General features: G+C 71.3%; 21 protein-coding genes. All 21 read left to right on the plus strand.

What is annotated here, in order from left to right; all coding sequences use genetic code 11:
* Positions 1 to 130 precede the first annotated feature (130 nt).
* The 21 genes from ACFC02_RS21600 (at position 131) to ACFC02_RS21700 (ending at position 12,339) form a co-directional block, all read left to right on the plus strand.
* Complete coding sequence (locus ACFC02_RS21600; RefSeq protein ID WP_376359551.1) at positions 131 to 505, plus strand: hypothetical protein; 375 nt, start codon at positions 131 to 133, stop codon at positions 503 to 505.
* Positions 506 to 662: 157 nt separating this feature from the next.
* Positions 663 to 1,061, plus strand: a complete 399-nt coding sequence (locus tag ACFC02_RS21605) for a hypothetical protein (RefSeq protein ID WP_376359554.1) — start codon at positions 663 to 665, stop codon at positions 1,059 to 1,061.
* A gap of 164 nt (positions 1,062 to 1,225) precedes the next feature.
* Positions 1,226 to 1,630, plus strand: a complete 405-nt coding sequence (locus ACFC02_RS21610; protein ID WP_376359557.1) for a hypothetical protein — start codon at positions 1,226 to 1,228, stop codon at positions 1,628 to 1,630.
* A 123-nt stretch (positions 1,631 to 1,753) separates the two neighbouring features.
* Entirely contained in the window at positions 1,754 to 2,020 is a 267-nt protein-coding gene (locus tag ACFC02_RS21615; protein ID WP_376359560.1) for a hypothetical protein, read from the plus strand.
* A 150-nt stretch (positions 2,021 to 2,170) separates the two neighbouring features.
* Positions 2,171 to 2,422 (plus strand): MerR family transcriptional regulator, encoded by a 252-nt coding sequence (locus tag ACFC02_RS21620; RefSeq protein WP_376359563.1) that lies wholly within the window; start codon positions 2,171 to 2,173, stop codon positions 2,420 to 2,422.
* Between the two features lie 25 nt (positions 2,423 to 2,447).
* A complete protein-coding gene (locus tag ACFC02_RS21625) occupies positions 2,448 to 2,609 on the plus strand; it encodes a hypothetical protein (RefSeq protein WP_376359565.1) in 162 nt (53 codons plus the stop codon).
* A gap of 17 nt (positions 2,610 to 2,626) precedes the next feature.
* Positions 2,627 to 2,902 carry an HNH endonuclease gene (locus ACFC02_RS21630; protein ID WP_376359568.1) on the plus strand — a complete coding sequence of 92 codons (276 nt, stop codon included), beginning with the start codon at positions 2,627 to 2,629 and terminating at the stop codon, positions 2,900 to 2,902.
* 3 nt (positions 2,903 to 2,905) lie between these two features.
* Entirely contained in the window at positions 2,906 to 3,091 is a 186-nt protein-coding gene (locus tag ACFC02_RS21635) for a hypothetical protein (RefSeq protein ID WP_376359571.1), read from the plus strand.
* Between the two features lie 6 nt (positions 3,092 to 3,097).
* Complete coding sequence (locus ACFC02_RS21640) at positions 3,098 to 3,541, plus strand: AAA family ATPase (protein WP_376359574.1); 444 nt, start codon at positions 3,098 to 3,100, stop codon at positions 3,539 to 3,541.
* 236 nt (positions 3,542 to 3,777) lie between these two features.
* Positions 3,778 to 4,032, plus strand: a complete 255-nt coding sequence (locus ACFC02_RS21645; protein WP_376359577.1) for a hypothetical protein — start codon at positions 3,778 to 3,780, stop codon at positions 4,030 to 4,032.
* The gene (locus tag ACFC02_RS21650) at positions 4,025 to 5,557 is read left to right on the plus strand and encodes a terminase (protein ID WP_376359579.1); all 1,533 of its coding nucleotides are present in this window, start codon (positions 4,025 to 4,027) and stop codon (positions 5,555 to 5,557) included. The genes ACFC02_RS21645 and ACFC02_RS21650 overlap by 8 nt, the downstream gene beginning before the upstream one ends.
* Entirely contained in the window at positions 5,554 to 5,727 is a 174-nt protein-coding gene (locus ACFC02_RS21655; RefSeq protein WP_376359582.1) for a hypothetical protein, read from the plus strand. Before ACFC02_RS21650 ends, ACFC02_RS21655 begins: the two co-directional genes overlap by 4 nt.
* Positions 5,724 to 7,073, plus strand: coding sequence for a phage portal protein (locus tag ACFC02_RS21660; RefSeq protein ID WP_376359585.1), 1,350 nt, complete (start codon positions 5,724 to 5,726; stop codon positions 7,071 to 7,073). The genes ACFC02_RS21655 and ACFC02_RS21660 overlap by 4 nt, the downstream gene beginning before the upstream one ends.
* Positions 7,073 to 8,029 (plus strand): HK97 family phage prohead protease, encoded by a 957-nt coding sequence (locus tag ACFC02_RS21665; protein ID WP_376359588.1) that lies wholly within the window; start codon positions 7,073 to 7,075, stop codon positions 8,027 to 8,029. The genes ACFC02_RS21660 and ACFC02_RS21665 overlap by 1 nt, the downstream gene beginning before the upstream one ends.
* A gap of 1 nt (position 8,030) precedes the next feature.
* Positions 8,031 to 9,518 carry a phage major capsid protein gene (locus tag ACFC02_RS21670; protein WP_376359591.1) on the plus strand — a complete coding sequence of 496 codons (1,488 nt, stop codon included), beginning with the start codon at positions 8,031 to 8,033 and terminating at the stop codon, positions 9,516 to 9,518.
* A 74-nt stretch (positions 9,519 to 9,592) separates the two neighbouring features.
* Complete coding sequence (locus ACFC02_RS21675; RefSeq protein ID WP_376359594.1) at positions 9,593 to 9,862, plus strand: hypothetical protein; 270 nt, start codon at positions 9,593 to 9,595, stop codon at positions 9,860 to 9,862.
* A gap of 10 nt (positions 9,863 to 9,872) precedes the next feature.
* The gene (locus ACFC02_RS21680) at positions 9,873 to 10,694 is read left to right on the plus strand and encodes a hypothetical protein (protein WP_376359597.1); all 822 of its coding nucleotides are present in this window, start codon (positions 9,873 to 9,875) and stop codon (positions 10,692 to 10,694) included.
* Positions 10,694 to 11,146 (plus strand): hypothetical protein, encoded by a 453-nt coding sequence (locus ACFC02_RS21685; protein WP_376359600.1) that lies wholly within the window; start codon positions 10,694 to 10,696, stop codon positions 11,144 to 11,146. The genes ACFC02_RS21680 and ACFC02_RS21685 overlap by 1 nt, the downstream gene beginning before the upstream one ends.
* Positions 11,147 to 11,158: 12 nt before the next feature.
* Positions 11,159 to 11,335: a hypothetical protein gene (locus ACFC02_RS21690; RefSeq protein WP_376359603.1), complete on the plus strand. Its 177-nt coding sequence runs from the start codon at positions 11,159 to 11,161 to the stop codon at positions 11,333 to 11,335.
* Entirely contained in the window at positions 11,335 to 11,829 is a 495-nt protein-coding gene (locus ACFC02_RS21695) for a hypothetical protein (RefSeq protein ID WP_376359606.1), read from the plus strand. Before ACFC02_RS21690 ends, ACFC02_RS21695 begins: the two co-directional genes overlap by 1 nt.
* A 3-nt stretch (positions 11,830 to 11,832) precedes the next feature.
* Positions 11,833 to 12,339: a hypothetical protein gene (locus tag ACFC02_RS21700; protein ID WP_376359609.1), complete on the plus strand. Its 507-nt coding sequence runs from the start codon at positions 11,833 to 11,835 to the stop codon at positions 12,337 to 12,339.
* Positions 12,340 to 12,351 lie beyond the last annotated feature (12 nt).

A 12,351-nucleotide genomic window follows, 5' to 3' on the forward strand; every position in this document is an offset into this window, starting at 1 on the left:
CGCCGTCCCCCTTCCTTCACTCCAGAGTGTTGCAATCTTAGAAACGACTGTTGTAATATTAGAAACGTCAGGGCGGGGGGTGAGAGCCCCGCCGGGCACCAGTTGAAAACTCCACAGAGGAAGGACAGCCATGGCTGACCACGAAGAAGAGGCACTGCGGGCCCTGGCCCACGGGATCTCGCTGGTCTACTCGCTCCTGGTCGACGTCTGCGGGATGCTCCCCGTACCGATCGGCCTCCCGGCCGACCGCCACATCCCGGCACTGAGCGCGATCCCGGCGATCGAGCGGACTGCGGAACTGGCCAAGGACCAGCCGATGGGCGAGACCCAGGAAGCGCAGCTCGTTCTCGGCTGCCTGCATCTCCTGGCGGCCATCGACATCTACTCGCTCTGCGCGGTGCGGTTCAAGGAGACGCGAGCGGACGGGGTCGCCGTGAATCTGGCCGAGGCCGAGGACGCCCTGCGGCGCCTCTCGACCTGGCTCGCGATCAACGCGGCTGACTGATCCACCACGCCCCCCGGCAGCCAGCCGGGGGGCGTTCGTCTTCCTCGGCCCAGGGTGTTGCAATCCTAGAATCCAGTGTTGTAATATTAGAAACGTCAGGGCGGGGGGTGAGAGCCCCGCACCGGACACCAGTTGAAAATTCCAGAGAGGAGATGTCGTGGCAGATCACGACAGCAGGGAGCGGTTCCTCGCCCTCAGCGAGGCCGTCATCGGAGCGTTCGCCCTCATCGCGTCGCTCCTGGAGGCCCTCCCGGTCCCCGTCATCATCCCGGACATCGTCCGGGTGGCCGAGGACCACGGAGACCCCAAGGACGCCCTCCTCGCACTCAACCGGGTGCGGGCGGTCGTCGAGGACGAGCCGATCTCGGAGTTCCACAAGCGGGCCTGGGAGCACATGCTGCTCGACTGGTTCGCGGCCTACGAGACGCTCACCCTGGTCCAGTTGGCAGGACCCGCACCCTGGAGGCTCGACGTAGCCGAGTTCGCACTGAACCGGCTCGTCACCTGGGCCGAAGTGATCGAGAACGATGAGGAGCCGGACGACAGCCAGTCGTAAGGCCACCCTCCCGCCCCGGGCAGCCAGCCCGGGGCGGACCCCCTCTCCTCCCGGGAGACAAGACCCCGAACAGCAGAAGGGGCCGACGCCGTACCCCAGACAGGCTGAGGGTGAGAGAGCGTCGGCCCCACCAGTTGAAAACTCCGCAAAGGAGATTCACCACCATGGTAGAACCACGCCGACTCATTGCCTCCGAGATCGCCGAGAAGTACGGTGTGAGCATCCACACCGTGACCAAGACCTGGCCCGGCCGGGAAGGCTGGCCCGGCAACACGGGCAAGCGCGGCCGGTACAAGGAGTACGACGCGGACGCCATCGACGCCTTCGTACGCAAGCACGTCGACCGCCAGGCCGTCGCCCTGGAGGCGCGCCGCCTCTACACCGCGCAGGAGCTGGAGGCCGCCGGGGTCGGCATCACCGCCGGGACGATCCGCGCCGACCTCACGCGCAACCGCTGGCCCGAACCCGACTCCACCGACGACGGCGTCAACCGCTGGTACGGCGCCACCGCCACCACGGCGCTCGCCCACCGCCGCAGCTACCGCCAGCGCCCCAGCCACCCCGAGTGAGACACGGCGGCCGCCAGGAACACCAACGCCTCCCACATCACGGTTCAGACACATCACCCCCACGCCACGCCCACACCCCGCATCATGCGGCGGACAGCAACGAGCAAGGGTCAAGGGGTGGGGATGGCCAGCTACAGCGACGTACAGCGCGCCGTGAGAGTCGAGAAGTTCAGGATCTGGGTCGCCTGGTTCTGCGCCGGCCTCATCGCCCTGTTCGCCGGCCGCGCGGTGGCCGTAGCCGACATCGGCACCGTCGGCACGATCATCCAGGCGGTCATCGGCGTCGTCTGGCTGGCCCTGACCGTGACCGCCTTCCGCATGACGAACGCCCTCAACCGGCGCGCCAACGCGGAGCGCCGCGAGGTCCTGGGCGACGACTACCCCGGCTGACCCAGCGACCGGCCCAGCGCCGCAGAGATCACCGTGCTGGACACGGTAACGATCAGCACTGCATAATCCGGTGCCAGCAGCACACTTGTGCCCACGCACAACCCGAGCCCCCGCCATCACGGGGGCTCTCGCGTTTCCCAGGGGGTGACCATGCCGCACCCGACCGACCACGCTCCCGCCCACGGCCGCGAGGCCGCCGACGGAACCCTGTGGTTCACCATCCGCGAGGCAGCCGCCCTCACCGGCCGTAACGTCCAGACGATCTACTCGTGGGAGCGGCGCGGGCACCTGACCGACGCCCGCCAGGACGAGCACGGCCGCCGTATCTACACCCAGGCCCAGGTCGCCGCCGCCGAGCGCCGAGCACGCCTCAACACCGCTGCAGCACGCCGCACCGCCTGACCAACCCAGCCAGAGGGGAGGCACCATGGCAGTCCCCAGCGAAGCCCAGGCCCTGGAGAACTCCGCCCGCCTCCTGGAGCGCGCCGAACTCGAACTGACGAACCTGCCTCTCATGGCCCGCCTGGAAGGCCTCGCCGACTCCTGGCGCGCGCTCGCCCAGATCCTCCACGAACGCGAGCGGACCTGACCTGGAGGTGGCGCCCAGTGGCAGGCAACCCCCGCAACGGACGCCCTTACCGCCGCCTCTGTGCAGCCGTACGCGCCCTCGGTGACCCCTGCTGGATCTGCGGCCACGACATCGACCGCACCCTCGACCCACGCGACCCCTGGTCCTGGACCCTCGACCACGCGGAGCCCATCAGCCGCGGCGGGTCGCTCCTCGACCCCGCCAACGCCCGGTCCGCGCACCGTCGCTGCAACAGCGCCCGGGGCAACCGCACCACCGGTGCCACCCTCGACCGGCGATCCAGAAGGTGGTGACTGATGAACCTGCTGCGCCGCATCGCCCGACGCTGCGAGACGCACGATCGCCCCTCGTACGCCATCACCACACAACTGGAACGCCAGCTCGGCATGGAGCCCAGCGACCCGCCCGACAGCATCGTCGACCAGCTCGCTGACCCAGACCTGATCGACTGCGGCAACGCATGGTGCCAACGCAGGAGGTGACGCCGCGTGCTGTACGTCGTCACCGGCCCACCGGCCGCAGGCAAGAGCAGCTGGATCACCGCCCGCGCCCGGGCGACGGACATCGTCATCGACCTCGACCGCATCGCGCTCGCCCTCGCCGGTCCCGGAGCGCCGCAGTGGCACCACGACCAGGTCCTGCTGAAGGTCGCGCACCGAGCCCGCTTCGCGGCCATCGACGAGGCTGTCCGGCACCGGGACACCGTGGACGTCTACCTCATCCACACCATGCCGAGCCCCAAGGCGCTCGCCCGCTATCGGCGGCTGAGCGCCGAGATCGTCACCGTCGATCCCGGCGAGGCGATCGTCATGCAGCGCGTTCAGGACATGCGGGACCCGGCCATGACCGCCGTGGCCACGCGGTGGTACCGGCAGCACGCCCGGCGTCAGCCCGGTCGGCCCACTGGTCGGCAGGCCTCCCGCTCCTGGTGATCACCCTGCTCTGCCGTCCGTGAGAGAGCCCGGGCTCGGGGCGGAGGACGGGAGGGGAGGGGGGCCGTGGGTCATCGTGAACGCCGGCGGGCGGGCGACCCAAAAGCCCTTGTCGCCCATTTTTGCGCGTGGGCGCCCTTCAAGATCCACTCGCTAATCACCGCGAACTCAGGTCGACCCATTTAGCGAGCGTCACTCTCCGCAACCGTGACTCTGGGTGATTGGGGGTGGGGGCGGTGGACGTCGAGGCCGAGGTGCTTGCCGAGATCGAGAGGCTGGGCGTCAGTGACATTGCGCCCGGCCTGGTCGCCGTGGCGCTGCAGCTGGCGAAGCAGGTCGCTGCCTGCGACGCTCCGACGTCGGCCGCGGTGGTCGGGCGGGAGTTGAGGGCGACTCTGCTGGAGCTGCGGAAGGTGGCGCCGCCGGCGGTCGCGGCGGCGGACCCCCTGGACCAGCTCGCCGCGAAGCGGAAGCGGCGCCGCGGTGCCTGACGGCGGTCGGCTGTACGGCTCGCAGCGCCCGCGGATCGAGACTGTTCCGCCGTTCGTCTCCAGCTCGGGCGCGGAGGCCGTGGAACTCGCGGCGTCCGCCGGCCTCGAGCTGGACCCGTGGCAGCAGCACTGCCTGCACGTCGGTCTCGGGGAGAAGGCGGACGGCTCCTGGTCCGCGTTCGAGGTCGCGATCAACGTGGCCCGGCAGAACGGCAAGGGCGGGATCATCGAAGCCAGAGAGTTGGCCGGGCTCTTCCTGCTGGGCGAGCCGCTGATCATCCACTCGGCGCACGAGTTCAAGACCGCCCTCGAAGCGTTCCGTCGGATCGAGTCGCTGATCACGAACTACGACCACCTGCGCAAGAGGGTGTCGCGGATGCGTCGTACGACGGGCGAGGAAGCGATCGAGCTGCTGACTGGGCAGCGGCTCCGCTTCCTCGCCCGCTCAGGCGGGTCCGGCCGTGGCTTCACCGGGAAGTGCCTCATCCTCGACGAGGACATGATCCTCGGGGACGACTCCATGGGCGCCCTGATGCCGACGCTGGCGGCCGTGGAGGACCCGCAGGTCTGGTACCTCGGCTCGGCCGGGATCGGGCCGCTGTCGGTCCAGCTGGCCCGTCTCCGAACCCGCGCGCTCGCGGCGATCGAGGCTGGCGTGCCTGACCCGTCGCTGGCCTACCTGGAGTGGTCGATCAACCCGCACGTCCGGGAGTGCCCCAAGGACTGCACCGAGCACGACGACCCGGACGCGCCGGAGTCGGTGGCGCGCGCCAATCCGGCGTTGGGCTACCGGCTGACGCTGGAGCACACCGAACGGGAGCGGCGCACGATGGGGCCGGAGATCTTCGCTCGTGAGCGGCTCGGTGTCGGCGACTACCCGTCCGACGAGAGCGACGCCTGGGCCGTCATCGGCCGGGACGCCTGGGAGGCCCTGGAGGACGCCGACAGCCAGGCCGAGGACCCCGTCGCGTTCGCCCTGGACGTCACCCCGGAGCGCAGCCACGCCACCATCTGCGTGGCTGGCCGGAACGGCGCGGCGGTCCACGTAGAGGTCATCGACAACCGGCCGGGCACGGACTGGGTGGCCGAGCGGGCGAAGGCGCTGACGGAGAAGTGGCACCCGCGGTGCTGGGTGGTGGACCCGAGCGGCGCGGCCGGATCTCTGATCGGCGACCTGCAGGACGCGCTGACGCCGGACGCCGACGAGGACGAGGACCAGGACGACGAGCCGAAGGGGCCTGTCGTCCCGGTCGTGCAGACCAAGGCGCGCGACGTCGCACAGGCCACGGGCCAGTTCTTCGACGCCGTGGTCGCCAGCCGGATCGTGCACCTGGGCCAGGCCCCCCTCGCCACGGCCCTGGCCGGTGCCCGCAAACGCGAACTCGGTGACGCCTGGGCCTGGGCCCGCCGTGGCGTCGGAGTCGACATCAGCCCTCTCGTCGCCGCGACGCTCGCCCGCTGGGGCCTGTTCGTGGAGATCGAGGAGCCAGAGGAGGAAGTGGAACCGTGGGCCGAATTCGGTTGACGCCTGTCGCTCGTGCCCGCGCGGGCGTCATGACGGGCGGCGGGATGGTGGCGGCGGGCGCCGGACTCGGCCTCGGGCTCGCGGTGGGCCTGGCCGTCGCCGGCGTCCTGCTGGTCGCGTACTGCCTGCTGCTGGTGGACGACGGCACCGGGGACGGGGGTACGACGTGACGACCCTCTGGCAGGCCCGCCGGCGCCGCTCGGAGACGCGTGACATCAGCACCATCGACGACTACGCGCTCGCGCTGCAGGAGGCCCTCGGCTACAGCGGATGGTCCGCGCTGGGCATCGCCCAGACCCAGCACGGCCAGGCCGCCGAAAAGGCCCCCGGGGACCTCCCCGGGTACGCCACGCTCTTCGCCACGAACCCCGTGATCTGGGCCTGCATGACGTCGCGCCAGTTCGTGTTCAGCGCGCCACGGTTCATCTGGCAGCGCATGAACAACGGCACGCCCAGCGAGCTGTTCGGCTCGCAGGACCTGCGCATCCTGGAGCAGCCGTGGCCGGGCGGCACGACGCAGGGCCTGCTCTCCCGGGTGATCCAGGACGCCGACCTGGCGGGCAACAGCTACTGGACCCGGGACGGGGACGAGCTGGTGCGGCTGCGGCCGGACTGGGTGTTCATCGTCCTGGAGCGGCGCCGCTTCCGCGGTGGGCACCTCGGCTGGCGGAAGTTGGGCTACGTCTACCAGGAGCCCGGCGAGGACCCGGTGCCGCTGCTGGACGACGAGGTCGTGCACTTCGCGCCGGTACCGGACCCGCTGGCCACGTACCGGGGCATGTCCTGGCTGACCCCGGTGATCAGGGAGACGCAGAACGACAACCTGATGGCGAGGCACAAGCGGCGGTTCTTCGAGAACGCGGCCACGCCGAACATGGTCGTCCGCCTGGCGCGCGAGGTCAGCCCCGAGGCCTTCGCCAAGTTCAAGGCCAAGATGGAGGCCAGCCATCGGGGCGTCGACAACGCTTACCGGACGCTGTACCTGGGCGGTGGCGCGGACGTCACGGTGACTGGGGCCAATTTCCAGCAGATGGACTTCAGCTCGGTGCAGGGCGCCGGCGAGACGCGGATCGCCGCTGCGGCCGGGGTGCCGCCCGTCATCGTCGGTCTGTCCGAGGGCCTGAAGGCCGCCACGTACAGCAACTACGGGCAGGCCCGGCGCAGGTTCGCGGACGGCACGATCCATCCGCTGTGGCAGGAGGCCGCCGGCTCGTTCGGCCACCTGGTCCAGCCGCCCGGCAGCAGCACCTCTGGAGCTGCCCGGCTCTGGTACGACGCCCGGCACGTGCCGTTCCTGCGGGAGGACGCCCGGGACGCCGCCGACATCCAGGGCGTGCAGTCCCGCACTATCCGCACGCTGGTCGACGCCGGATACACCCCGGCGTCCGTGACGGCCGCGGTGACGTCCTCCGACTGGTCCCTACTCGTCCACACCGGCCTGTTCTCCGTACAACTCCAGGCACCCGGCACCGCCGGGCCTGCCGCGCTTCCCGCTCCGACCCAGGAGGGTTCCTGATGCCCCTGTCCGCTGCGGTGCGGGACCTGGAGAGGTCCGCGCCGTTCCAGCTCGTCCGCGACGATGGCGCCGGCGAAAGCGACGGTCGGACGCTGTCCGGCTACGCCGCCGTGTTCGGCGAGGCCACCGAGATCAACTCCTGGGAAGGCCAGTTCTTCGAGACGATCCGCAAGGGCGCCTTCAAGAAGACCATCCGCGAGCAGACGCCCGTGATGCAGTTCGACCACGGTCGGCACCCGCTGATCGGCTCCATCCCGATCGGCGCGATCGCCGACCTCCGGGAGGACGACCAGGGCCTCTACGTGGAGGCCCGCATCACCGACAACTGGCTGATGCAGCCGATCCGGGACGCGATCGCCGAGCAGACCGTCAACGGCATGAGCTTCCGCTTCGAGGTCGTCCGCGAGGAGTGGCGCGACGTCAACGGGAAGCTGGTCAAACCCGAAGAGGTCTATGACCTGCTGTGGATGCCCGGAGACCGCGGACCGCTGCAGCGCGAGCTGATCGAGCTGAAGTGCCGAGAGCTGGGCCCGGTCGTCTTCCCGGCCTACGGCGGCACCAGCGTGTCCGTCCGGGCCCGGGACATGGCCGCCGGCCTCACCTCGAACGACCAGCTGACCCAACAGATCCGCGCCTCCCTGGCACGCGACGCTGCGACCGCGGCACCCCAGGTGCCCGACGACCCGCAGCTGCGCCGCGAGGTCGCCGCAGCGCTGCTCTACCAGCAGACCCAGACCCGCGAGGCCGCGCCGCTCCCCGACGAGCACCCGGCCCCCGCACGCACGACCGGCGCGCCGGCCACCGACGGCCACCCGCCGACCCCGCACACCGACGCGCCGCCCGCCGACGGGCACCCGTCGCCCGACCCGGACACCACCCGCCGCAGAGCCCAGATCGACGAGGTCAGAGGCCTGATGCGCGGAGTGCTGGCGTCCATCGAGCAGAAGGAACACTGAGATGCCCGTACAGCTGTCCCACCCCCAGGCGCTCATCCGCCTGAAGGACATCGAGCAGGAGCTGGAGCGCCTGCAGGCAAAGGAGACGCTCACCGGCGAGGACGAGCAGTCCTTCGACGAGCTGACCCGCGAGTTCGCTGAAGTCGACGCGCACCGCCGTCAGCTGGAGCGCACCGCGGCGCTGGAGCGGATCCGGTCGGCGGCGACGTCCGCCGACCGCCGGCCCGCCGCGACTGCCATCGCGCCGGGGACGTCCGTCGGCGGTGGCTACGACGCCGACCCGATCCTCAACCCCGACAGCGTGGAGGACCGCCGGTTCCGCAACCCGTGGGACCTGTCGGAGGTCCGTACGTTCGACCGCTCGCCGGAGCAGGTCGGTGTCGAGCTGCGGTCCCGCGCGCTCGCGGCGATCGAGAAGATGCGTGCGGCGAACGACCCCATCAGGGTGGCGGCGACGGACATCATCGAGCGGTTCGACGACAAGAAGGGCACCATCGCCCGGATGTGCCTGGCGACGTCGTCGCCGGAGTACCTGCGGGCCTGGTCCAAGCTGGCCGGTGGCCGCGGGCACATGATGACGCCCGAGGAGCAGAAGGCCCTGGAGCGGGCCATGTCCCTGACGGACAACGCGGGCGGCTACCTGGTGCCGTTCCAGCTCGACCCCACCGTGATCATCACGTCGAACGGCTCGAAGAACCAGATCCGGCAGGTCGCCCGGCAGGTCGTCGCCACCGGCGACGTGTGGCACGGCGTGTCCGCCGGGGCCGTCCAGTGGCGGTGGGCGGACGAGGGCAGCGAGGCCGGGGACAACGCGCCCGCCTTCGCGCAGCCCGAGGTGCCGGTCTACAAGGCGGACGGGTTCGTGCCGATCTCGATCGAGGCGATGGACGACGCCGAGAACGTCACCATGGAGGTCGGCCGGCTCCTGGCCGAAGGCAAGGACATCCACGAGGCCTCCGGGTTCATCAACGGCACCGGCGTCAAGCAGCCGACCGGCATCGTGACCGCTCTGGCGGGCACGGCCAGCGAGATGGCCCCCGCCACCGCCGAGACGTTCGCGGCGGCGGACATCTACGCCATGGACGGCTCGCTGCCCGCGCGCTACCGGGCGAACGCCTCCTGGCTGGCCAACCGGAACATCTACAACCTCGTCCGGCAGTTCGACACGCAGGGCGGCGCGGACCTGTGGGAGCGGATCGGTGCCGACGTGCCGCCGCAGCTGGTCGGCCGCCCGGCGCTCGAGGCGGAGGACATGGACCCCGGCTTCAACCCGGCGGCCGCCGGCGACAACCGGATCCTGATCCTCGGCGACTTCCAGAACTACGTCATCGCCGACCGGGTCGGCATGACCGTCGAGTTCATCCCCCACCTGGTGGGTGCGAACCGCAGGCCGACCGGCCAGCGCGGCTGGTATGCCTGGTACCGGGTCGGCGCCGACTCGGTGAACGACGGTGGCTTCCGGATGCTCAACGTCGCGACCGCGGCCTGATCGAGCGGGACCACTGCGGGCCCCACCCCACGACTGGGGCGGGGCCCGCAGCATGCCCGGAGAGGAGACACCCCATGGCACTGCGGTGCACGAAGTCGTTCTCGGCCTACGCCGACGGCGTCCCCCGCGTCGTACGCGCGGGCCAGCTGCTGGACGACGACGACCCGATCGTCCAGGGCCGCGAGGCCAGCTTCGAGTCGGTCGACGCCCATCTCGCCGCGCGGCGCCCGCAGGTGGAGCAGGCCACCGCCGATCCCGGCGAGCAGCGAAGCCTGTCCACCCCGTCCCCGGCCGGGGACGACGGGAAGCCGCGGCGAGGGCGCGGAAGCCGCTCCACCAAGTAGAGGGGGCGCGGTGCCGTACGACCTTGGCGCCACCGTGCGCCTGACCGGAGAGTGCCGGGACCCGGGCGGCGCCCTGGCCACCGCGGCGACCGCCGTCGTGACGGTCACGCTGCCGGACGGCACGACCGTGACCCCGGCCGCCACCGAGACCGGCACGAGCGGGACGTACCAGGCCGACTACGTGACCACGCTGCCCGGCCGGCACTCGGTGCGCTGGCTGTGGACGCAGCCCGCCGCCGCGTACACCGACGTGTTCGACGTCCAGGAGGAGACGCCGCCGGCGATCCTGTCGCTGGCCGACGCCCGGGCGCACCTGAACCAGCGGGACTCGCGGGACGACGAGGAGATCCGCTTCTGGAACACCGCGACCACGCGGGTCGTGGAGTACTACGTCGGGCCCGTCGTCGCCCGGACGATCACCGAGGAGCACCAGGTCCGCCGTGCCGCGGCGGTGGTGCTGCTGCACACCCCGGTCCTGGAGGTGACGGCCGTCGCCTCCCTCCTGACGGGCGCTGTCCCGTACGACGTCGCCGAGCTGGGCGTGGACGGCGCCAGCGGCGAGGTGTACCGGCTGGACGGTGGCCGCCTGTCCGGACGGCTCCGCTTCACCTACCGGGCCGGGCGGACCATCGTCCGGCCGAACATCACCGGCGCTGCCCGGATCATCCTCGAGCACCTGTGGCGCACGCAGCGCGCCGGCCGCCGCGGCGGGCTGGCCGGAGGCGGCGAGGACTACTCAGTGACCGAACCGATCCCGGGCCTCGGCTACGCGGTGCCCAACAGGGCCTTGCAGCTGCTGGAGCCCGACCGACTTCCCCCTGGAGTGGCGTAATGGGATCCCGTGTCCCCGAGGTGATCGAGGCCCTGGTGGCGCTGGGCAGGGCCGACGCGGGCCTGGCCGAGGTGGAGGTGTCGGACGGGCCGGAGGTCACCGACACGTCCGCGCCGGACTGGCTGATCGTCGGCTTCGACGGCGACCCGGCCGGTGACATGCAGGCCGCCCAGACCGTCGGCGGCTGGTCCGACCTTGGCGGCGGCCGCGAGGAGCAGTTCCAGGTCACCGTGGCGGCGATCGCGTCCCGGGGCGACACCGACGTCCGGGCCGCCCGGATGCGGGCCTACGAGATCGGCGCCCGGGTGGAGGCCTGGCTGCGCGTCGACCCGTCCATCGGTCTGCGGTCGCTGGAGGCCGCCGTCGAGGCGAGCCAGCTGACGCAGGACCAGACCGAGCAGGGCGTCCAGGCGGTGCTGCTGCTGACGGTGGCGGGCCGCGCCTTCACGTAGAGAGGAGCCCCCGTGGTCGAGATGGAGCACGAGGGAATCGACGAGCGTATCGAGGTCCATGAGGTCTCGGTGCCGGTGTACAAGCGGTCCGGCTGGAGGGTCGTCGGCGACGACCAGGCCGCCGCCGCGGACGAGACGAGAGCCGCGGCAAAGAGCCGCCGGCGCGAACGCGAAGAAGGAGTCAGCTGATGCCTGCAGCGTCGATCCAGGAGTCGGTGCGGTACTACCGGCGCGGCACCACCCGCGTCCTGTGGGTACCGGTGATCGCGAACAAGAACAGCCCGACCAGGACGGAGCTGGACGCCGGCACCGCGCTGGAGGGTGAGACCGGTGCGATGGCCGGGTGGCAGACCACCTCCGCCACCGTCGCCACCGCGGCCCTCGGGTCACGGTTCACGCCGAACGTGCCCGGCGAGATCACCGCCGCTGAGAGTTCCCTGACGTTCTGGGCGAGCAAGGACGGTGACGACGTCCGCAAGCTGCTGATCCGCGAGGCGCGCGGGTTCATCGTGTGGATGGACGAGGGCGACGTCCCCACGCAGACGATGGACGTCTACCCGGTGCAGGTCACCTCCCAGGCCAAGGTCCGGGAGCTGGACGCTGCTGCGCAGATCATGGCCCAGTTCGCCATCACGTCCGAGCCCGCCGAGAACGTCGCCATCCCGGCTGCCGCGGGCGGCTGAGCCGTGCCCAGCTCGGTTCAGATTCTCGGCACCGGCCAGCTGATCGAGCTGTCCCGCCGCCTGCGTACCGCCGGCGGGCCGCGGCTGCGGCAGAACACCGCGCGCCGGATCCGGCGCGCGGCCGAGCCCCTCCAGCGCGACCTGCAGCGCGCCATCCGCACCGTGCAACTGCCGGGCCCGGGGCGCACGGTGCGGGGCGGGCCGTCGCCGACGGCCAGGCCGCTGCGGGCCACCCTGGCGGGCGCGGTCCGGATCAGCGTCCGCCAGGGCGCCAGTCCCGGCGCCCGTGTCTGGGTGGACCGCGGGCGGCTGCCCGAGGACCTGCGGAACATGCCCTGGGTCATCGAGAACGGCCGCGTCAGGCACCCGGTGTTCGGCAACCGCCGCCGGTGGGCCACCCAGTGGGCGCGGCCTACCGGCTGGTGGTCGCGCACCGTGCAGGCCGGTACCCCGCGCATGCGCGCCGAAGTCGAACGGATTCTCGGCGATGTCCGCCGGGACCTTCAGTGAAGAGGAAGACCA

This window comes from Streptomyces sp. NPDC056160, assembly GCF_042268205.1.
Classification (GTDB): Bacteria; Actinomycetota; Actinomycetes; order Streptomycetales; family Streptomycetaceae; genus Streptomyces.

What these genes read in the sequence shown, in the direction of transcription:
- ACFC02_RS21685 (WP_376359600.1), top strand. Translation starts at nt 10,694, where the DNA reads ATGGGATCCCGTGTCCCCGAGGTGATCGAGGCCCTGGTGGCGCTGGGC.
- ACFC02_RS21615 (WP_376359560.1), top strand. Translation starts at nt 1,754, where the DNA reads ATGGCCAGCTACAGCGACGTACAGCGCGCCGTGAGAGTCGAGAAGTTC.
- ACFC02_RS21695 (WP_376359606.1), top strand. Translation starts at nt 11,335, where the DNA reads ATGCCTGCAGCGTCGATCCAGGAGTCGGTGCGGTACTACCGGCGCGGC.
- ACFC02_RS21610 (WP_376359557.1), top strand. Translation starts at nt 1,226, where the DNA reads ATGGTAGAACCACGCCGACTCATTGCCTCCGAGATCGCCGAGAAGTAC.
- ACFC02_RS21670 (WP_376359591.1), top strand. Translation starts at nt 8,031, where the DNA reads ATGCCCGTACAGCTGTCCCACCCCCAGGCGCTCATCCGCCTGAAGGAC.
- ACFC02_RS21665 (WP_376359588.1), top strand. Translation starts at nt 7,073, where the DNA reads ATGCCCCTGTCCGCTGCGGTGCGGGACCTGGAGAGGTCCGCGCCGTTC.
- ACFC02_RS21625 (WP_376359565.1), top strand. Translation starts at nt 2,448, where the DNA reads ATGGCAGTCCCCAGCGAAGCCCAGGCCCTGGAGAACTCCGCCCGCCTC.
- ACFC02_RS21675 (WP_376359594.1), top strand. Translation starts at nt 9,593, where the DNA reads ATGGCACTGCGGTGCACGAAGTCGTTCTCGGCCTACGCCGACGGCGTC.
- ACFC02_RS21620 (WP_376359563.1), top strand. Translation starts at nt 2,171, where the DNA reads ATGCCGCACCCGACCGACCACGCTCCCGCCCACGGCCGCGAGGCCGCC.
- ACFC02_RS21600 (WP_376359551.1), top strand. Translation starts at nt 131, where the DNA reads ATGGCTGACCACGAAGAAGAGGCACTGCGGGCCCTGGCCCACGGGATC.
- ACFC02_RS21635 (WP_376359571.1), top strand. Translation starts at nt 2,906, where the DNA reads ATGAACCTGCTGCGCCGCATCGCCCGACGCTGCGAGACGCACGATCGC.